Origin of the sequence: Streptomyces sp. B93 (assembly GCF_018070565.1) — a bacterium.
Classification (GTDB): Bacteria; Actinomycetota; Actinomycetes; order Streptomycetales; family Streptomycetaceae; genus Streptomyces.
Genome location: NZ_JAGPXL010000004.1, coordinates 194,424 through 213,019, shown reverse-complemented (window position 1 = coordinate 213,019; position 18,596 = coordinate 194,424). Strand labels below are relative to the sequence as shown.

Here is an 18,596-nt window from a genome sequence, read left to right as displayed (position 1 = left end):
GGTTCGGAGGAACCTCCAAGGGGATGGCCGGGGCCTACGCGGGCCCCTCGTACGGCAGGAGTTCCGGGCGCTTCGGTGGCAGGCCGTCGCCCGAGGAGCGGCCGGTCAGGCGGCGGCCTATCCAGGGCAGCAGGTGCTGCCGGGCGAAGCGGGCGTCGGCGACCCGGCGGGTCATCCAGCCCGGCGGCAGGGTGGGCGGCAGGGGGACGTGCCACTCGGCGTCCTCCGCCGCGTGGCCGAGGGTCTGCCAGACGGCCTCCGCGACCCGCCGGTGGCCCTCGGCGGTGAGGTGCAGCCGGTCCACGTCCCACATGCGGGGGTCGGCGAGCGAGGGCGCGCCGTACAGGTCGACGACGAGGGCGCCGTGCCGGGCGGCCAGTTCGTCGACGGTGTTGAACAGTTCCTCCATACGCGGCCGGAACCGCTCCAGGACGGGTCCCTGACGGCCCGGGCTGCGCATCAGCACCAGCTGCTTGCAGGCCGGGGTGAGCCGTTCCACGGCCTCGGTGAGCAGGCCGCGGACGCGGCCCATGTCGCACTTGGGGCGCAGGGTGTCGTTGAGGCCGCCGACGAGGGTGATCACATCGGCGCCCATGGCGGCGGCCACGTCCACCTGCTCGTCGACGATCTGCTGGATGAGCTTGCCGCGCACCGCCAGGTTGGCGTACCGGAAGCCGGGCGTCCGGGCCGCCAGCCGGGCGGCGAGGAGGTCGGCCCAGCCGCGGTAGCTGCCGTCGGGCAGCAGGTCCGACATGCCCTCGGTGAAGGAGTCGCCCACCGCGACCAGGCTGGAGTACGGGGGAGGGGTGTTCGTCTGCATGGCGTCGGCGATGCTATCCCGACGCCATACCCGGCGGTCGGTCGCCCCCTCCCCCGGGGCTCACGCCCGCTGGCCGAACAGCTCCCGCAGCACGTCCTCCATGGTCACCAGGCCCGCCAGCCGCCCGTCCGCGCCCAGTACGGCGGCCAGGTGCGTCCTGCTGCCGCGCATCGCGGTCAGTACGTCGTCCAGCGGGGTGGTCTCACGGACCCGCGCGATGGAGCGCATGTCCCGCAGCCGGAACGGCAGGTCCTTCGGCGAGGCGTCCAGGGCGTCCTTCACATGGAGGTAGCCGATGATCCGGCGCTCCTCGTCCACCACCGGGAAGCGGGAGAACCCGGACTCGGCCGACAGCCGCTCCAGACCCTCCGGAGTGACCCCCACGCGCGCGTACACCACGCCCTCCAGCGGCAGCACCACGTCGCGCACCGGGCGGCGGCCCAGCTCCAGCGCGTCGTGCAGCCGCTCCCGGGCCCGCTCGTCGATCAGCCCCGCCTCCCCGGAGTCCTTGACCAGCCGGGCCAGCTCGGCGTCCGAGAAGGTCGCGGTGACCTCGTCCTTGGTCTCGATCCGCATCAGCTTCAGCAGGGCGTTGGCGAACGCGTTGATGGTGAAGATCACCGGCCGCAGCGCCCGGGACAGCGCCACCAGCGGCGGCCCCAGCACCAGCGCGCTGCGCACCGGCTCCGCCAGCGCGATGTTCTTCGGCACCATCTCGCCGAGCAGCATGTGCAGATACGTCGCCAGGGTCAGCGCGATCACGAAGGAGACCGCGTGCCCCGCGCCGCTCGGCACGCCCACCGCGTGGAACACCGGCTCCAGCAGGTGCGCGATCGCCGGTTCGGCGACCACACCGAGGACCAGGGTGCACAGCGTGATGCCGAGCTGTGCCGCCGCCATCAGCGCCGACACGTGCTTCAGACCCCACAGGACGCTCTTGGCGCGCCGGTCGCCCTGGTCGGCGTACGGCTCGATCTGGCTGCGGCGCACCGAGATCAGCGCGAACTCGGCGCCCACGAAGAAGGCGTTGACGACCAGCGTCGCGAAACCGATCAGCAGTTGTACGGCGGTCACCGCCCGCCCTCCTCTTCCTTGTCGTCGCGGTCGTCCGTCTCGTCGTCGAGGGGCGCGTGCAGCAGCACCCGCGCGGCCCGGCGCCCGGAGGCGTCCACCACGTCCAGCCGCCAGCCGTCGACGGCGAGACTGTCACCGGCGGCGGGGATACGGCCCAGCCGGTGCGCCACCAGACCGGCCAGCGTCTCGTACGGCCCCTCGGGGGGCCGCATGCCGACGCGGGCCAGCTGGTCCATGCGGGCGGCGCCGTCCGCCGAGTACAGGGCGTGGCCGTCGTCGTCCGTGCCGGCCGCGGCCAGGTCGGAGGTCTCGTGCGGGTCGTGCTCGTCGCGGACCTCGCCGACGACCTCCTCGACGATGTCCTCCAGCGTCGCCACGCCCGCCGTGCCGCCGTACTCGTCGATGACGACGGCCATGGTGCGCTTGCCGGACAGCCGGTCCAGCAGCCGGTCCACGGTCAGTGACTCGGGCACGAGCAGCGGCTCGCGCATCAGTTCGGCGACGGGCACCCGGGGCCGCCGCTCGGCGGGCACGGCCAGCACGTCCTTGATGTGGGCGGTGCCCACGACCGTGTCGAGGTTGCCGCGGTAGACCGGGAACCGGGACAGGCCCGTCGCCCGGGTCGCGTTCGCCACGTCCTCGCAGGTCGCCTGCGCGTCCAGGGCGATGACCTGCACGCGCGGGGTCATCACGTTCTCCGCGGTGAGGTCGGCGAGGTTCAGGGTGCGCACGAACAGCTCGGCGGTGTCCGCCTCCAGGGCGCCCTCCCGGGCGGAGTGCCGGGCCAGCGCCGCCAGCTCCTGGGGCCCGCGCGCGGACGCCAGCTCCTCGGCGGGCTCGATGCCGAACCGGCGCACCATGTGGTTGGCCGTGTTGTTCAGGTGCGAGATGAACGGGCGGAACGCGGCGCTGAAGAAGCGCTGGGCGTTGCCCACCCGCTTGGCCATGGCCAGCGGTGCCGAGATGGCCCAGTTCTTCGGCACCAGCTCGCCGACGACCATCAGGAATACCGTCGACAGCGCGGTGCCGAGCACCAGGGCGATCGAGGAGGCGGCGGACTCGGAGACGCCGATGCCGCGCAGCGGGCCCGCGATCAGCCGGGCGATCGACGGCTCGGCGAGCATGCCGACCACCAGATTGGTGACCGTGATGCCGAGCTGGGCGCCGGACAGCTGGAACGTCAGGTTCCGTACGGCCTTCAGGGCGCCCTCGGCACCCCGTTCGCCGCGCTGGGCGGCCTGCTCGAGATCGCCGCGTTCGACCGTGGTGAGGGAGAACTCCGCGGCGACGAAGGCGCCGCACGCCAGGGAGAGCAGGATCGCCACCAGCAGCAGGAGCACTTCGGTCATCGGGTCACCCCCGTCCCATGATCCGGCAGGACAGGGAGGATCGCGCGCGATCTGCTACTGGGAGGCTCGCCCATGGACGGACGCTCACACCTTTCATAGGGAGACGAGTGTTCCCCCAATGTTAAAGGATCGGCAAAGGTGGGTCAGTTCTCGGCCAGGTGCTTCACCCAGCGCCGCCACTGCTCCTCGGGCGCGTACCCCGCCGCGCGCCAGGCGTGGTGCGCGGTCTCGTTCCGCGTCAGCACCATCGCGTCGCCACGGCGCCCGCCGAGCCGTACGAACCGTTCCTCCGCCGCGGACAGCAGCGCCCCGCCGACGCCCTGCCGCCGGTGGTCCGGGTGCACCGCCAGCCGGTACAGATGGCACCGCCACCCGTCGAACCCGGCGATCACCGTGCCGGCCAGCTCACCGTCCCGCTCGGCCAGGATCAGCGCCCCGGGGTCACAGGCCACCAGACGCTCCACGCCCGCGCGGTCGTCGCTGATGCTGGTGCCCTCGGCGGCCACCTTCCAGAAGGCCAGCACGGTGTCCAGGTCGTCGGGCCCGGCGGCCCGTATCCGCAGTTCGGTCATGGCGTGATCAGATCACGCACGGTCCGCGTGGACCGCGGATTCCACCATCCGGACCGGCCGGTACCGGTCTCACTCGTGCGCGATGGCCGCCAGCACGTTCATCCGCGACGCCCGCAGCGCGGGCAGCAGCGCCGCGACGATGCCCACGACCGCCGAACCGATCACCACCGCGACGATCGTGCCCCACGGGATCGCCAGCGCCGTCATGCCCTCCAGCGCCAGCACCTGCTGGATGCACACACCCCACACCAGCCCGAGCGCGAGGCCCAGCACCCCGCCGAACACGGCGATCACCACCGACTCCAGCCGGATCATCCGCCGCAGCTGCCGTCGGCCCAGCCCGATCGCCCGCAGCAGCCCGATCTCCCGGGTGCGCTCCACCACCGACAGGGCGAGCGTGTTGACCACGCCGAGCACCGCGATCACGATCGCCAGGCCCAGCAGCGCGTACACCAGGTACAGCAGGACCGCGATCTGGTCCCGCACCAGCTGCTTGTAGTCGGCCAGGTCCCGCACCTGCACCTGCGGATAGGGGTCCAGCGTCCGTTCCAGGGCGGCCCGCAGATCGTCGTCGGAGGTCCCGTCGGCGGCGTTGACGTACACCGCCGCCTCCTGTCCGCCCGGCGCGTACCGCTCCAGCGTGGCCAGGCCGAAGTACATCCCGCCCTGGGTGCCGAACCCGTCGGCGGTCTCCTGGTCGGTCAGCGCGCCCACGGTCAGCTCCGCCGTACGGCCGCCCTGGAACTCCACCGGCAGCGCCGTCCCGACGCGGACGCCGTGGTCGCGGGCGAAGTCCCGGTCCATCGCCATCCGCCCGTCGGCGAGCGCGGCGGCGGTGTCGCCCTCGGCGTAGGGCACGTTGGCGACCTCGTCCAGCCGGGGGTCGTAGGCCGCCGCCGTCGTCTCCACCCGGTCGCCGTCCGGCAGCCGCACCCCGACCGGGGTGAACTGCGCGCGGACGACCAGGCCGACGCCCTCGGTGGCGCGCACCGCGTCGGTGACCTCCGCCGGGAAGGGCACGAAGTTGGCGTTCTGCACCACGAAGTCGGCGCCCAGCGTCCTGTCGATCTGCTGGTCGAAGGACTTGGTCATCGACGCGCTCGCCACCGACATGCCGCCGACCAGCGAGAGACCCACCATCAGCGCGGCGGCGGTGGCCCCGGTGCGGCGCGGGTTGCGCAGGGCGTTGCGCTGGCTCATCCGGCCGACGGAGCCGAACAGCGCCGGGAACGCGCCGCCCAGCACCCGGATCACCGGCCGGACCAGCAGCGGGCCCGCGACCACCGTGGCGATCAGGGTCAGTACGACGCCCAGGCCCAGCAGCGACGCCGCCGAACCGGTGTCCGACGACAGCACGCAGCCCACCAGCGCCGCGCCGCCGGCCACGCCGATCACCGCGCCCACCAGCGCGCGCACCCGCAGCGGACGGCCCACCCCGGCGATCTCGGCGTCCGCCAGCGCGGCCATCGGCGACACCCCCGCGGCGCGCCGGGCCGGGAGGTACGCGGCGACGAAGGTGACGCCCACGCCGACGGCGTACGCCGCGACGGGCGTGCCCCAGCCGATGACCATCTCGGTGGCGTCGATGTTCATGCCGAGCAGGCCCATCAGCTCCATCAGGCCGGCGGCCAGCCCGATCCCGGTCAGCAGGCCCAGGGTGGAGCCGAACAGGCCGAGCAGCAGCGCCTCGGTGAGCACCGAGCGCCGGACCTGGCGCCGGTCGGCGCCCAGCGCCCGCAGCAGGCCCAGCTCCCGGGTCCGCTGGGCGATCAGCATGGAGAAGGTGTTGACGATCAGGAACACGCCCACCAGTACGGCGATACCGGCGAATCCCAGCATCACGTACTTGATGACGTCGAGGAATCCGCCCAGTTGCTCGGCGTCGGACTCGGCCTGCTCGTCGGCGGTGCGCAGTTCGTAGTCCGCGGTGCCGAGCGCGGCGGCCACCCGCTCCTTGAGCTGCGGGTCGCTCACGCCCTCGGCGGCGTCCACGGAGATGCTGGTGGCCGCGTCGGGGTCGCCCAGCAGCCGGGCGCGCGCGGCCGGCGGGTCGAAGAAGACCAGCGCGGCACCGGGGTTGGTGGTGGTGAAGGTGACGATGCCGACGACCTCGACACGGAAGGAGCCGGGCTGGGCGATGACGGTCAGCGGGTCGCCGATCGCCACGTCCCTGCGGTCGGCGGTCTCCGAGTCCAGCAGCACCTCGCCGTCGCCGCGCGGGGCGCGTCCGGAGGTGAGTTCGACGGGGCTGCGGTCGGTGGGGTTCCAGTCGATGCCGAGGGTGGGGGCGCCGGTCGTCGGGCCCACGGACTCGTTGTCCGCGTCGGCCACCGTGATGCCCTCGACGTCGACGTCGGCCCGCGCGTCCGCCACCCCGTCGACGGCCGCGACGCGTTCGGCGAGGCCGGCCGGGAGGGTGGGGGTGATACCGGAGGGGATCGCCTCGTCGAGGTTCTGCTTGGGGGTGACGGTGACATCGGCGGCGGTGGATGCGAACAGCCGGTCGAAGGTGCGGCTGACGGTGTCCGAGAAGATCAGGCTGCCCGCGACGAACGCCACGGAAAGGATCACGGCCAGCGCGGACAGCAGCAGCCGCCCCTTGTGCGCCAGGAAGCTCCGGAACGTGGCCTTCAGCACGGGGTCAGGCCTCCTCGCCCGGGGCGCCGGAGGCGCGGATCACGTCGAACCGCTTCATCCGCTCCAGCACCGCCTCCGCCGTCGGCTGCTCCATCTCGTCCACGATCCGTCCGTCCGCCAGGAACAGCACCAGGTCGGAGTGGGCGGCGGCGCCCGGGTCGTGGGTGACCATGACGACGGTCTGCCCGAGGCTGTCGACGGCCTCGCGGAGGAAGCCGAGCACCTCCAGGCCGGCCCGGGAGTCCAGGTTGCCGGTCGGTTCGTCGGCGAAGATCAGCTCGGGCCGGGAGGCCAGCGCGCGGGCGCACGCGACGCGCTGCTGCTGCCCGCCGGAGAGCTGGGCGGGCCGGTGCCCCAGGCGGTCCCGCAGCCCGAGGGCGTCGATGACCTGGTCCAGCCACTTCGGGTCGGGCTTCTGCCCCGCGATGTCCATCGGCAGCGTGATGTTCTCCAGCGCGTTCAGCGTCGGGATCAGGTTGAACGACTGGAACATGAACCCGATCCGGTCCCGGCGCAGCCGGGTCAGCTCCCGCTCCTTCAGCCCGGTGATCTCGGTGTCGCCGAGCCATACCTGCCCGGCCGACACGGTGTCCAGGCCCGCCAGGCAGTGCATCAGCGTGGACTTCCCGGAACCCGAGGGCCCCATCACCGCGGTGAAGCGGCCGCGGGCGATGTCCACGTCCACCGAGTCGAGCGCGAGCACGGTGGTCTCCCCCGAGCCGTACGCCTTGGTCAGACCGCGTGCGCGGGCCGCTGTCCCCTCGGTCGGGGCACGGCCGGGCACGTGCCCCGCTACAGGTGTGGACAAGGCTTCCTCCTTGGTCGTTCCTGGTCCGCGGACGTCTCCGGTCCCTCGCCGCCGCCGAGGGTAGTGTGATGAGCCGCACACGCGATATCCCTCGTAGGTGCCGGGCGTCCTCCGCCCCAGGTCGGGTCCCCGGTACAGGTGTAAGGGGCACGTTGCAGGACCCGGGAGGGCCCGTCCGTCCCCCGGGAAGGCCCTTTCGTCCCTTCCCCGAGCGCGTCCGCCCTTGCCCGTGCTAGCACTCCGGCGCTAGCTTCGAGGGATGGCGAAGACTCAGCTGAACGTCCGGGTCGACGAGGACACCGCCCGCGCCGCCCGGGAACGCGCGCTGGCCCGCGGGATGAGCGTCAACCGCTACATCGAGGAACTGGTCCGACAGGACACCGGGGAGGCCGGCCACACCTTCGTGGAGGCCGCCGCCGACTTCATGAAGCAGTACGAGTCCGTCTTCGCCGAGGAGTTCGGCGACGACCGGGCGGGCACCCGCGAAGGTCGCCGCTGACCCTTGAGCGCGCTGACCATCGACCTTGCCTGGCTGCTCATGCTCGCCGAACAGAAGACCCCCGGAGACCCCCAGGTCACCGACTGGGGCGCCCTGGTCGCCGCGGTCGCCCGGCACGAGGCCGAGATATTCGACGTCCCCGTCTACGACACCCCGCACACCCGCGCCGCCGCCCTGCTCCAGTTGCTGATCCACGTCCCCGCGCTGGAACGCGCCAACGCGCTCTTCGCCTCCTCCGTGGCCTACGCCTACCTCGTCGGCAGCGGCCTGAAGGTGGTCACCTCCCCGGAGCAGGTCCGCGACCTGGCCCGGCTGGTCAAGAGCGGCGAGGCGTCCCTCGACGACATCGCGCGGGAACTGCGCCAGTGGACGACCCTGTGAGCCCTACGGCTCCGGCCGCCACGCCGTCCCCAGCGCACAGAACGACGTCGGCATCCGGGGACCCTTCTCCGGCATCAGCAGCCGCCGGTACGGCCCCAGTTCGAACCCGGCGTCGCGCAGCGCGGCCACCGGGTCGCGGTGCAGATGGCAGCCGCCGTTCAGCAGCGGCCACACCGTGCGGTCCAGCGCCCGCTGGGTGAGGTGCATCATGCCCCCGCCGCCGCGCCCGTGCTCGAAGAACCGCACCTGCCCGCCGGGCCGCAGCACCCGCCGCACCTCACCGAGGGCGCGCGGCACGTCCCGCACGCTGCACAGCACCAGCGACAGCACCACCGCGTCGTAGGCCTCGCTCTTCACCGGCAGCGCCTCCGCCGCCCCCGGCACCACGTCGACCGGCACCCCGGCGCGCAGGGCGGACTCCACCGCGAGGTGTCGCAGGCTGCGCTCCGGCTCGATCGCGACGACCTCCGACACGGCCGCCGGATAGTGCGCGAAGTTCAGGCCGTTGCCCGCGCCGATCTCGATCACCCGTCCGGAGAGCCCGGTGAGGAGCCGGTCGCGCACGCCCGCCATGCCCATCCTGCGCTCGGCGGCGACGCTGGCCCGGGCGTAGTACCGGGCGAACAGCGGATGGTGCACGGCGTCCCGCGCCACCTTCCGGGAACCGACGGTCCGTAGCGGCATGACGACCTCCTCGCCGACGAGCGTGGTCCTACGGCGATTGTCCCCCGCCCCGCTCCCGCGCACCCCCCTCAGGCGGCGCGTGCCGTGCCCGGAAGGCTTCCGCGTCCCAGGTGCCGTGCAACACGGGCGCCAGCCAGGCCGGTGCCGCCGCCCGGAAGTCCGCCGGTGCCAGGGCCGCCGCCCCGGCGGGCAGTGCGCCGAGGAGCGGGGCCGCGGCCACCTCGGGCAGGTCGGCGAGGTTGCAGCGGCAGGCGAGGTCGGCCTCGGCGGGCCAGCTGCCGACCACCACACCGGTCAGCTCCAGCCCGCGCCGGGCGAGTTCACCGGCCGTCAGCCCGGTGGTGTTGAGGGTGCCGAGCCCGGCGGCGGCGACCAGCAGCACGGGCGCCCCCAGCAGTGCCGCCACGTCGGCGAGCGTGCCGCCCTCCGGGTCGAACCGCACCAGCAGTCCGCCCGCTCCCTCCACCAGCACCAGATCGTGCCCGGTGGCGAGCTTGGCGGCGGCCTCGGCGACCTCCCCGGGCCGCACCGGCGCGCGACCGGACCGCCGGGCCGCCGTGGCGGGGGCCAACGGCTCGGGGTACCGGGCCAGTTCGGCGGCCGTCACGGCGCCCGCGAGCCGCGCCACCTCGTCGGCGTCCCCGCGCTCGTCGGGCCGTACGCCCGTCTGCGCGGGCTTGAGCACGGCCACCGAACGACCGGCCGCCAGCGCGGCGGCGGCGACCGCGGCGGTCGTCACCGTCTTGCCGACCTCGGTGCCCGTGCCCGTGATGACCAGGACCGGCATCTCATCCCTCCCGTACGGCGGCGCACACGGCGCGCGCGATCCGCGCCACGTCCGCGTCCCCGGTGACATACGGCGGCATGGTGTAGACCAGGTCGCGGAACGGCCGCAGCCACACGCCCTCCCGCACCGCCGCCCGGGTCGCCGCGCCCATGTCCACTTCACGGTCCAGCTGTACGACACCGATGGCGCCCAGCACCCGCACGTCCCGCACGCCGGGGAGGTCCGCGGCGGGAGCGAGCCCCTCCCGCAGTCCCGTCTCGACCCGCTTGACCTCCGCGAGCCAGTCCTGGCCCAGCAGCAGCTCGATCGAGGCACAGGCGACGGCGGCGGCGAGCGGGTTGCCCATGAACGTCGGGCCGTGCGCGAGCACCGGCACCTCGCCCCGGGAGATCCCCTCCGCCACCCGCGTGGTGCACAGCGTGGCCGCCATCGTCAGGTAACCGCCGGTCAGCGCCTTGCCGACACACATCACGTCCGGGGCCACGGCCGCGTGTTCCGCCGCGAACAGCGCGCCCGTGCGGCCGAACCCGGTGGCGATCTCGTCGAACACCAGCAGCACGTCGTGCGCGTCGCACGCCTCACGCAGCACCCGCAGATAGGCGGGGGAGTGGAACCGCATCCCGCCCGCGCCCTGCACCACCGGCTCGACGATCACCGCGGCCAGGTCGTCCGCGTGGCGCTCGATCAGGCTCCGCAGCCCCTCGGCGTACTCCTCCTCGTACCCGGCCGGTGGCGCCCCGGCGAACACCTGCTCGGGGAGCACTCCGCTCCACAGCCGGTGCATCCCGCCCTCGGGGTCGCACACCGACATCGGCTGCCAGGTGTCGCCGTGGTAGCCGCCGCGCCAGGTCAGCAGGCGCCGCTTGCCGGGGCGGCCCAGCGAGCGCCAGTACTGGAGGCACATCTTGACCGCGACCTCGACCGACACCGAACCCGAATCGGCGAGGAAGACATGCTCAAGACCGGGCGGTGACAGGTCGACGAGCAGCTTCGCGAGCCGTACGGCGGGCTCGTGGGTGAGCCCGCCGAACATCACGTGGCTCATCCGGCCGAGCTGGTCGCGGACCGCCTCGTTCAGCACCGGGTGGTTGTAGCCGTGGATGGCCGACCACCACGAGGACATGCCGTCGACCAGCTCGCCCGAGCCGTCCGCGAGCCGCAGCCGCACCCCGCCGGCCGACCCGACGACCAGCGGTTCCTGACGGCCCGGCATCGGCCCGTAGGGATGCCACACGTGCGCCCGGTCCAGCTCCAGCAGCTCGGGCACGCTCAGCTCAGGCATTGGGCGCGAGATCCGTACCGGCACCCCGGCGGCGTACGGCGACCAGATCGGTGCGGGCCTCGCCCGCCTCCGGCGCGGCACCGCAGGCACCCTGCCCGGAGTCGCAGGACCCCTGGCCGGAGCCGCACGCGCCGCCCGTCCGGTGCTCCGGCAGCGTCGTCTCCCCGGCGCCCTCCACCACGAACCCGGCGTCCGCGATCATCTCCAGGTCCGCCTTGCCCGCCTGGCCCTCGGTGGTCAGGTAGTCGCCGAGGAAGATCGAGTTGGCCAGGTGCAGGGCGAGCGGCTGCATCGTGCGCAGATGGACCTCACGGCCGCCCGCGATGCGCACCTCGATGTCCGGGCAGACGAACCGCACCATCGCCAGGATGCGCAGACAGCGCTGCGGCGTGAGGTGCCACTCCTTGGCCAGCGGGGTGCCCTCGACCGGGATCAGGAAGTTGACCGGGACCGAGTCCGGGTCCAGCTCACGCAGCGAGAAGACCACGTCGACCAGGTCCTCGTCGCTCTCGCCCATGCCCGCGATCAGCCCGGAGCATGCGGAGAGACCGGCCGCGTGCGCCTTGCGCACGGTGTCGACGCGGTCGGCGTAGGTGTGGGTGGTGGTGATGTCCCCGTACGTCGCCTCGGACGTGTTGAGGTTGTGGTTGTAGGCGTCCGCGCCCGCCTGGCGCAGCCGCTCGGCCTGCCCGTCGGAGAGCAGTCCGAGGCAGGCGCACACCTCGACGTCCTCGTGCTCGTCCTTGATCGCCCTGATGGTCTCGGAGACCCGGTCCACGTCACGGTCGGTAGGACCGCGTCCGCTCGCCACCAGACAGACCCGCTTGGCGCCACCGGCGAGTCCGGCCGCCGCCGCCTCGGAGGCCTGGTCCGGCTTGAGCCAGGTGTACTTGAGGATCCCGGCCTCGGAGCCCAGGCGCTGCGAGCAGTACGAGCAGTCCTCCGGACACAGTCCGGACTTCAGGTTGACGAGGTAGTTGAGCTTCACCCGACGGCCGAACCAGTGCCTGCGCACCTTCCCGGCCGCAGCCACCACATCGAGCAGTTCGTCGTCGGACGTGGCGAGGACGGCGAGCGCCTCCCCGCGGCTCGGCAGCTCGCGCCGCAGCCCCTTGTCCACCAGCGTGTTCAGCAGGTCCATGAGAGCCGATCCTGTCGTAAGGTGCGGCCCCGGGCCAAGGAGAGTTCGTACAACAGCGGCACTTCACCGTGTGGGTATTGCCACATTCTGAGCTGCGCGTCTCACGGATAGGGTCTGTTGACTGCCTACAAAATCACCGGAGGACCGATGGCGGCGTTCGGCTGGATCGACGAGCAGGCGGAGCTGCGCCGCCGGGCCGGACTGGTGCGGACGCTGAAGCCGCGCCCCGCCGACTCGCCGTTGCTGGATCTGGCGAGCAACGACTACCTGGGGCTGGCCCGGCACCCCGAGGTCACCGAGGGCGCGGCGCGGGCCGCGCGGACCTGGGGCGGCGGTTCGACCGGCTCCCGGCTGGTCACGGGTACGACCGAGCTGCACGGCGAACTCGAGCGCGAACTGGCCGGCTTCTGCGGTTTCGAGGCGGCGCTGGTCTTCTCCTCCGGCTACGCGGCCAACCTCGCCGCGGTCACCGCGCTCGCCCCGCACGGCTCGCTGGTCGTCTCCGACAGCGGCAACCACGCCTCGCTCATCGACGGCTGCCGACTGGCCCGCGGCACCACCCAGGTGGTGGGGCACGCCGACCCGGACGCCGTGCGCAAGGCGCTGCACACGCACGACGGTCCCGCCGTCGCCGTCTCCGACACCGTCTTCTCCGTCGACGGCGACGCCGCCCCGCTCGCGGAGCTGGCCGCGGCCTGCCGGGAACACGGTGCGGGCCTGGTGGTCGACGACGCCCACGGGCTCGGGGTACTGGGCGACGGCGGCCGGGGCGCGCCGCACGCGGCGGGGCTGGCGGGGGCCGAGGACGTGGTGGTCACCCTCACGCTGTCCAAGTCGCTGGGCAGCCAGGGCGGCGCGGTCCTGGGCCCGGCCAGGGTGATCGGCCATCTGGTCAACGCGGCGCGGACGTTCATCTTCGACACCGGCCTCGCTCCCGCCGCCGCGGGCGCCGCCCTGGCCGCGCTGCGGCTGCTGCGCCGCGAGCCGGAGCGGGCGGCGCGCGCCCGCGCGGTGGCGGGCGAGCTGTACGCCCGGCTGACGGCCGAGGGCCTGACGGCGGTACGTCCGGACGCCGCGGTCGTCTCGGTGCGGGTGCCGTCCCCGGAGGGGGCCGTGCGGTGGGCGGCCGACTGCCGCGCCGCCGGGCTGGCGGTGGGCTGCTTCCGCCCGCCGTCCGTGCCCGACGGCGTCTCGCGGCTGCGGCTGACCGCCCGCGCGGACCTCTCCGGGGAACAGCTGGAACGCGCTGTACGGGTCATCGGCGAAACGCGACCGTGAGTCGGCGTGACACGGCCGTGCGTCGCGCGTGGCAGGTCAGTGGAACGCCGCCGTGAACCCCGCCCAGCTCTCGGGGGAGAAGAGCAGCGCGGGCCCGGCCGGGTCCTTGGAGTCGCGTACGGCGAGCAGTCCGGCGCAGGGGCCGGTGACCGGCCTGGCCGTCTCGACGCAGTTGTTCGCCCCGGTGCTGTGGCTGCTGCGCAGCCATCGCACCCCGGGCAGGTCGCTAGTCGTGGGTACGTTCCGAGGCAGAGCTGTCATGGTGCCTCCTTACGCGCCGTCACCTATCCCGGCGATGTAGTCCAACGAGTCCTCGGGTGAAAGGGCATGGAACTGGAGGGTGGTGAAGGCCTCGGTGTAGGCCTCCAGGTCTTCTTTCCGTTCGAGATAGAGGCTACTCGTCAAGTGGTCGAGAACCACCACGTCCAGATCAGAAGTGCTCGAAAATGAGAAGATAACGAAAGGCCCCGTGATGCCGATATGCGCTCCCGAGGCGAACGGCAGCACCTGGAGCCGTACTTGGGGCAGCCGGGCCGCCTCGATCAGCCGCTCCAGCTGCCGCGCCATCACCCCGGGGCCGCCCACCTCGCGCCGCAGCACGGCCTCGTCCAGGACCGCGCTCAGCTCCAGCGGACGCTCCGCCCGCAGCACCTCCTGCCGCGCCAGCCGTACCTCCACCAGGGCGTCCAGCTGGTCCTGCGGCTGTCCGGCGACCGCCGCCCGGGTCACCGCGCGGGCGTACTCCCGGGTCTGCAACAGACCGGGCACGACGGAGGTCTCCAGGGTGCGCATCGCCCTCGCCTGGGACTCCAGGCTGATGAAGTCCCGGTAGGTGGGCGGCAGTACCCCGCGATAGGCGTGCCACCAGTGGTGCCGCCCGCCGCCCTCGTCGGAACCGGCCAGCATCAGCAGCAGTTCCCGCAGCTCCGGGTCCTCGACGCCGTAGGCATCCAGCAGTAACCGTACGTCGGTCGGTTTCACGCCGCTCGCGCCGGTCTCGATCCGGCTCACCTTCGACTGGTGCCAGCCCACCAGCCGGGCCGCCTCACCGCTGGTGAGTCCCAGCCGGGCGCGCAGCGCGCGCAGTTCGGCGCCCAGCTTCCGGCGGCGTACCGCGGGGCCGTGCTGCATGGGAGACTCCTCACTCGGGCCACTCGGCCACTCCCGACGAGACTCCGCACGGCCCAACCAAATACGGTCTGCCGTCGCAGAGTTCACCGCTTCGAGCGACAGATATATGCATATCTTGGTGGATCGCCACCGAGAACGGCCCGGTAGTGGCAGTCTGGCGACGAAGCACCAGTCCGGGACCGTACTCGAACCATCCGGTGAGTGCCCGACCGCGGTCCCGTGGGAAAGGGACGAGTCGCCATGGCAGACCACCTGGAAGCATCCGTCACTCTGCCGAGCGATCCCGCCTCGGTCTCCGCGGCCCGTGCTTTCGTGGCGGACACCCTCGCGGAGTGGGGCCTGCCGCCGGGATCGGAGGCGGCCGACAGCATCAGGCTCATCGTCTCCGAACTCACCACCAACGCCGTACAGCACACCTTCGGGCAGTCACCCACCTTCACGGTGGACCTGCGGCTGCACCATGACGAACAGCTGAGCATCGGGGTCACCGACAGCCATCCGCGGTTCCCCAAGCGGCTCCCGGCCGCCGTGCAGCAGGACAACGGCCGCGGCATGGTGATCATCCGCTGGCTCACCTCGGAGTGCGGCGGCAGACTCAGAGTCCGGCCCACCGGTGAGGGCGGCAAGACCGTCCTGATCGAACTGCCGTGGCCCTCGGCGGTCACCACGCGGCCGGTGACGGCCGCGCGGCAGGACCCCTAGGGCGGGATGCCGTGGGGCGGTGGCGGCCCGTCAGGGCGCCGCCACCGCCCCACCCCGGGTCACGCGACCCGGCCGTACCAGACGCTCTTCGTCCAGATCTTCTGGAGCCGCACCACGTCCCCGGTCTTCGGGGAGTGCCAGATCCTGCCCTTCCCGGCGTAGATGCCGACGTGGTACACGTTGGAACCGGAGTGGAAGAAGACCAGGTCACCGGCCTTGCGGCTGGACGCGGAGATGTGCTTGGTCTTGTTGTACTGCTGCGCCGCCGTCCGGGGCAGCTTCTTGCCCGCCTTCTTGAAGGCGTACAGCGTCAGTCCGGAGCAGTCGAACCTGCTCGGACCCGAGGCGCCCCACTTGTACGGCGAGCCCTTCTTCGAGGCCGCGACCTGGAGCGCCTTCTTGGCGGGCGTGGCGGCCTGGGCCTCGCCGGCGAAGCCAGGCGCCACCAGGGAGCCGCCCACGGCGGCGATGGTGAGGGCCGAGGCCGTGCCGGCCCTGGCCATGAGTGACGGGACGCGATTGTGCGTGGTCATGCGCAACCCTTCGTCAGCCGCCTGTGAAGGATGACCTGTCGGATTCGGGCTGGCGAAGTTGCCCGGCCGCGTTACCACGGCTTCACCCCAAGGACCGTCCGGAGCGGGTGCTCCGGCGGACCGTCGTGCTCGGGTCCTCCACTCCTGCCGATCCACTGCTGTCGACCGGTCATCCAGGCGGCGGCAGGACTCGGCGTCCGCCCGGATGCGCCCGCCGTTGTGGCGGGGCTTGTCGTCAGACAGGGATCTTCACCCACGCATGTCCGAAAATCCCAACGCAACCGGGGATTTGTGTTGTTACTCACCACTCGCCCGTTCGGGTGGACACGGCCGCGTTCGATCAGTTGGCAGGTCTGGTGCGCAGCCCCGGACCAGCGGCGAAACTCCGTGTTCCCTCTTCGGAGCACGCGTGTTGCGCAACCCTGACGGTCCCGCAAAACGACAAAGTTCTACTCCAACGGGGGGTACACCGTTCGGATCGTTTCACTTTCCGACCAGGTGTCATCACGTCAACTGTCCGAGCGCGTCGGAAGCGTGACGCGCGCGGTACGGCGCTCACCGTCCAGGACGCGCAGCGCCCGCTCGAGGGTCGGGGCGTGCAGCTCGGTCTCGCCCCGCTGGTGCATCAGCGCCAGCGCGTCGCGCAGCTCGGCCGCCGTGCGGATCAGCGCCTGGGCGGCGCGCAGTCCGCGGTAGGTGTCGCCGGGGCGCGCCGGGTTGATCCGGCCGAGCAGGTCGACGGCGTCGAGATAACGGTCGATCAGCTCACCCTCGGCCCGGGTGAGCGCGGGCAGCGGCGGCAGTTCGGGCGGCGGCATCGGCGGCTCACCTCGCGCCGGACGCGGGCGGCGTGTCCGGGCGGTGCGGCAGGACCCGGTCGACCAGCCCGTACGCCACGGCCCCCGGCGCGTCGAGCACCGTCTCCCGCTCGATGTCCCCGGCCACCTGCTCCGGCGTGCGCCCCGTGTGCCGTGCCAGCAGTTCCTCCATCCGGGCGCGGACGCGGGCCAACTCCGCCGCTTGGACGGCGAGGTCGGACGCCCGCCCCCCGATCCGCTCGGAGAGGGCCGGCTGCCGCAGCACCACGCGCGCGCCCGGCAGCGCGAACCGCTTGCCGGGGGTGCCCGCGGCGAGCAGCAGCGCGGCCTCGGGACCGGCCTGCCCGATGCAGTGGGTCCCCACGTCGCAACTGACGTGGCGCATCGTGTCGTAGACGGCCGACATGGCGCTCGGGGAGCCGCCGGGGGAGTTGACGTACAGCGTGATGTCCTCGTCCGGGCGGGTGTGCTCCAGACGCAGGAGCCGCGCGACCACCTCCCCCGCCGCGTCGTCGTCGAGCCGGGTCCCCAGGAGGACGATCCGGCCCTCCAGCAGCTTCGCGTACGGGTCGTGGTGGGCGGTCGGTCGGATCACGGCGGACCCCTCCTCGCGGCAGAGCTGCCTCCGCAGCCGTCTGTCAAAAATGTACAGGATGTACGTTCTCGTGAGGAGGGGTGGCCCGTAAGCTGGGAGTCATGGCCTACGAGATTCCGGTGACGCAAGCCAGGGCTGAGCTCGCCGACCTGATCAACCGGGTGGTGTACGGCGGTGAACGCGTCGTCGTGACCCGGCACGGCAAGCCCCTCGTCGCCCTCGTCTCCGCCGCCGACCTCGAACGCCTGGGGGACCAGCCGGAGCCGGCGCCCGACCAGGTCGCCGACGCCGTCTCCGAAGTCCACGACACACCCGCGCCCACCCGTGAACAGCAGCGCTTCGGCATCACGGCGGAGTACCGGGGGGCCCGTCCGGCGTAGGACCCCGGCGGCGCCGGGACGGTCAGCCGGTGAGGGCCGGTGTGCGGACCGGCTCCTCGGCGCTCGCCGTGCGGTTCTTCAGGGCGCCGCCCAGCAGAACCGCCCCCAGGCCCAGGACCGCCCACCAGGTGAGGGTGAGCGCGGGGCCCGTCGCCGCCGCGCCGTCGAAGTACGACACCGAGCGCAGCAGGGTCGCCGACGCGCCGGGCGGCAGCAGCCGGCCGATGAACCCGGCGGGCTCGGGCAGCAGCTCCGGCGCCGAGGCCGCCCCCGCGAACGGGTTGCCGAACAGCATCACCACGCCCGCGCCGAGACCGAGCCCGGCCGTGCCGATGAGCGCCGCGAGCCCGGCGACCGCGCCGCCGACGGCCAGCGTGCCCAGCCCCAGCACCGCGGCCTCCGCCCACCAGTCGCCGGTCAGCGCCTCCAGCCAGCTGTGCCCGATCGCCGCCGCGGCCAGGCCGGTCAGCGCGGAGGCACCCAGCAGCGCCGCCACCGCGCGCGTCCCGCGCAGCCCGAGCACGGTCACCACGCCACCGGCCGCGATCCCGGCCAGCGCCAGCGGCAGCACGCTGGCGTTCAGCGCCGCGCCGCGCGGGTCGCTCGCCGGGGCGGGCACCACGTCGACGGTCTCGAGCCCGGCGCCGTCGGCCGGGATCTGTCCCGCGACCGCCTGCTGGAGCAGCTGGGCGACGACCGGACTCGCCGCCGACGCGGTGAGCAGCCGGGGGCCGTCGTCGCCGACGACGACCGCGCCGTACACCGTCCGGTCCTCGATCGCCTCCCGGGCCGCCGCCTCGTCGGCGTACCGGTGGATGTCGAAGGCGCCCTCGGAGCCCGCCGCGCCCTTGAGGCGTTCCTGCACCTGCGCCGTCGCGGCCGTCGGTCCGGCCACGCCGAGCGGCAGGTCGCGCGGTGCCGTACGGGCGGCGGGCCAGGCGAAGGCCCACAGCGCGAGTGCCGCGATGACGGGGACAAGGACCGCGGCCGCGATCGCGCGGCGGGTCTGCGGTGCCGGTGTGGCGGACATGGGGTCTCCTCGTGCTCCACGTGGCCCTCGGGCGGGTGTCCGGGTGTCCGGTGGGCCGCCCGGGGCGGACGTTAAAAAGAAGGATCGTTCGTTTT

General features: G+C 73.0%; 21 protein-coding genes and 1 riboswitch. Of the genes, 5 read left to right on the top strand and 16 right to left on the bottom strand.

The window, feature by feature from the left end; all coding sequences use genetic code 11:
- Positions 1 to 34: 34 nt before the first annotated feature.
- The 6 genes from KBY47_RS06150 to KBY47_RS06125 form a co-directional block, all read right to left on the bottom strand.
- On the bottom strand, positions 35 to 820 hold the full coding sequence (locus KBY47_RS06150) for an SGNH/GDSL hydrolase family protein (protein WP_210919892.1): 786 nt from the start codon (positions 818 to 820) through the stop codon (positions 35 to 37).
- Between the two features lie 60 nt (positions 821 to 880).
- Complete coding sequence (locus tag KBY47_RS06145; protein ID WP_210919891.1) at positions 881 to 1,894, bottom strand: hemolysin family protein; 1,014 nt, start codon at positions 1,892 to 1,894, stop codon at positions 881 to 883.
- Positions 1,891 to 3,243: a hemolysin family protein gene (locus KBY47_RS06140; protein WP_210919890.1), complete on the bottom strand. Its 1,353-nt coding sequence runs from the start codon at positions 3,241 to 3,243 to the stop codon at positions 1,891 to 1,893. Before KBY47_RS06140 ends, KBY47_RS06145 begins: the two co-directional genes overlap by 4 nt.
- Before the next feature lie 143 nt (positions 3,244 to 3,386).
- Positions 3,387 to 3,815: a GNAT family N-acetyltransferase gene (locus tag KBY47_RS06135; RefSeq protein WP_210919889.1), complete on the bottom strand. Its 429-nt coding sequence runs from the start codon at positions 3,813 to 3,815 to the stop codon at positions 3,387 to 3,389.
- Positions 3,816 to 3,884: 69 nt separating this feature from the next.
- Positions 3,885 to 6,452 carry an ABC transporter permease gene (locus KBY47_RS06130; RefSeq protein WP_210919888.1) on the bottom strand — a complete coding sequence of 856 codons (2,568 nt, stop codon included), beginning with the start codon at positions 6,450 to 6,452 and terminating at the stop codon, positions 3,885 to 3,887.
- 4 nt (positions 6,453 to 6,456) lie between these two features.
- On the bottom strand, positions 6,457 to 7,260 hold the full coding sequence (locus KBY47_RS06125) for an ABC transporter ATP-binding protein (RefSeq protein ID WP_210919887.1): 804 nt from the start codon (positions 7,258 to 7,260) through the stop codon (positions 6,457 to 6,459).
- Between the two features lie 259 nt (positions 7,261 to 7,519).
- On the opposite strand from KBY47_RS06125, the gene KBY47_RS06120 reads away from it, so the two are divergent.
- Positions 7,520 to 7,759 carry a toxin-antitoxin system HicB family antitoxin gene (locus KBY47_RS06120; protein ID WP_210919886.1) on the top strand — a complete coding sequence of 80 codons (240 nt, stop codon included), beginning with the start codon at positions 7,520 to 7,522 and terminating at the stop codon, positions 7,757 to 7,759.
- Between the two features lie 3 nt (positions 7,760 to 7,762).
- Complete coding sequence (locus tag KBY47_RS06115) at positions 7,763 to 8,140, top strand: fic family toxin-antitoxin system, toxin component (RefSeq protein ID WP_210919885.1); 378 nt, start codon at positions 7,763 to 7,765, stop codon at positions 8,138 to 8,140.
- Positions 8,141 to 8,143: 3 nt separating this feature from the next.
- Here KBY47_RS06115 and KBY47_RS06110 read toward each other — a convergent pair whose 3' ends face one another.
- Genes KBY47_RS06110 through bioB form a run of 4 tightly spaced genes read right to left on the bottom strand, consistent with a single transcriptional unit; the run spans position 8,144 to position 12,034 of the window.
- Positions 8,144 to 8,824, bottom strand: coding sequence for a class I SAM-dependent methyltransferase (locus KBY47_RS06110; RefSeq protein ID WP_210919884.1), 681 nt, complete (start codon positions 8,822 to 8,824; stop codon positions 8,144 to 8,146).
- A 28-nt stretch (positions 8,825 to 8,852) separates the two neighbouring features.
- Entirely contained in the window at positions 8,853 to 9,611 is a 759-nt protein-coding gene (gene bioD, locus KBY47_RS06105) for a dethiobiotin synthase (RefSeq protein ID WP_210919883.1), read from the bottom strand.
- A 1-nt stretch (position 9,612) separates the two neighbouring features.
- Positions 9,613 to 10,893, bottom strand: a complete 1,281-nt coding sequence (locus KBY47_RS06100) for an adenosylmethionine--8-amino-7-oxononanoate transaminase (protein ID WP_210919882.1) — start codon at positions 10,891 to 10,893, stop codon at positions 9,613 to 9,615.
- Positions 10,886 to 12,034 carry a biotin synthase BioB gene (gene bioB / locus KBY47_RS06095; protein WP_210919881.1) on the bottom strand — a complete coding sequence of 383 codons (1,149 nt, stop codon included), beginning with the start codon at positions 12,032 to 12,034 and terminating at the stop codon, positions 10,886 to 10,888. The genes KBY47_RS06100 and bioB overlap by 8 nt, the downstream gene beginning before the upstream one ends.
- A 147-nt stretch (positions 12,035 to 12,181) precedes the next feature.
- On the opposite strand from bioB, the gene KBY47_RS06090 reads away from it, so the two are divergent.
- Positions 12,182 to 13,312, top strand: coding sequence for an 8-amino-7-oxononanoate synthase (locus KBY47_RS06090; protein ID WP_210919961.1), 1,131 nt, complete (start codon positions 12,182 to 12,184; stop codon positions 13,310 to 13,312).
- Positions 13,313 to 13,348: 36 nt separating this feature from the next.
- On the opposite strand, the gene KBY47_RS06085 is transcribed toward KBY47_RS06090, so the two are convergent.
- Together KBY47_RS06085 and KBY47_RS06080 are read right to left on the bottom strand one after the other, a co-directional pair.
- The gene (locus KBY47_RS06085) at positions 13,349 to 13,573 is read right to left on the bottom strand and encodes a DUF397 domain-containing protein (RefSeq protein WP_210919880.1); all 225 of its coding nucleotides are present in this window, start codon (positions 13,571 to 13,573) and stop codon (positions 13,349 to 13,351) included.
- 9 nt (positions 13,574 to 13,582) lie between these two features.
- The gene (locus KBY47_RS06080) at positions 13,583 to 14,443 is read right to left on the bottom strand and encodes a helix-turn-helix transcriptional regulator (RefSeq protein WP_210919879.1); all 861 of its coding nucleotides are present in this window, start codon (positions 14,441 to 14,443) and stop codon (positions 13,583 to 13,585) included.
- Between the two features lie 240 nt (positions 14,444 to 14,683).
- Between KBY47_RS06080 and KBY47_RS06075 the strand changes: the two genes are divergently transcribed.
- Entirely contained in the window at positions 14,684 to 15,145 is a 462-nt protein-coding gene (locus KBY47_RS06075) for an ATP-binding protein (protein WP_210919878.1), read from the top strand.
- A 59-nt stretch (positions 15,146 to 15,204) separates the two neighbouring features.
- Here KBY47_RS06075 and KBY47_RS06070 read toward each other — a convergent pair whose 3' ends face one another.
- The 3 genes from KBY47_RS06070 to KBY47_RS06060 form a co-directional block, all read right to left on the bottom strand.
- Positions 15,205 to 15,678 carry a C40 family peptidase gene (locus KBY47_RS06070; RefSeq protein ID WP_210919877.1) on the bottom strand — a complete coding sequence of 158 codons (474 nt, stop codon included), beginning with the start codon at positions 15,676 to 15,678 and terminating at the stop codon, positions 15,205 to 15,207.
- Between the two features lie 3 nt (positions 15,679 to 15,681).
- Positions 15,682 to 15,855, bottom strand: a riboswitch (cyclic di-AMP (ydaO/yuaA leader).
- A 332-nt stretch (positions 15,856 to 16,187) separates the two neighbouring features.
- Positions 16,188 to 16,496, bottom strand: coding sequence for a hypothetical protein (locus KBY47_RS06065; protein ID WP_210919876.1), 309 nt, complete (start codon positions 16,494 to 16,496; stop codon positions 16,188 to 16,190).
- A gap of 7 nt (positions 16,497 to 16,503) precedes the next feature.
- Entirely contained in the window at positions 16,504 to 17,091 is a 588-nt protein-coding gene (locus tag KBY47_RS06060) for an ATP-dependent Clp protease proteolytic subunit (protein ID WP_308405059.1), read from the bottom strand.
- A gap of 101 nt (positions 17,092 to 17,192) precedes the next feature.
- Here KBY47_RS06060 and KBY47_RS06055 point away from each other — a divergent pair, with 101 nt between their 5' ends.
- Positions 17,193 to 17,471: a type II toxin-antitoxin system Phd/YefM family antitoxin gene (locus KBY47_RS06055; RefSeq protein ID WP_210919875.1), complete on the top strand. Its 279-nt coding sequence runs from the start codon at positions 17,193 to 17,195 to the stop codon at positions 17,469 to 17,471.
- Positions 17,472 to 17,493: 22 nt separating this feature from the next.
- Here the strand turns inward: KBY47_RS06055 and KBY47_RS06050 are convergent, their stop codons facing one another.
- Positions 17,494 to 18,501, bottom strand: a complete 1,008-nt coding sequence (locus KBY47_RS06050; RefSeq protein ID WP_210919874.1) for an ABC transporter permease — start codon at positions 18,499 to 18,501, stop codon at positions 17,494 to 17,496.
- Positions 18,502 to 18,596 lie beyond the last annotated feature (95 nt).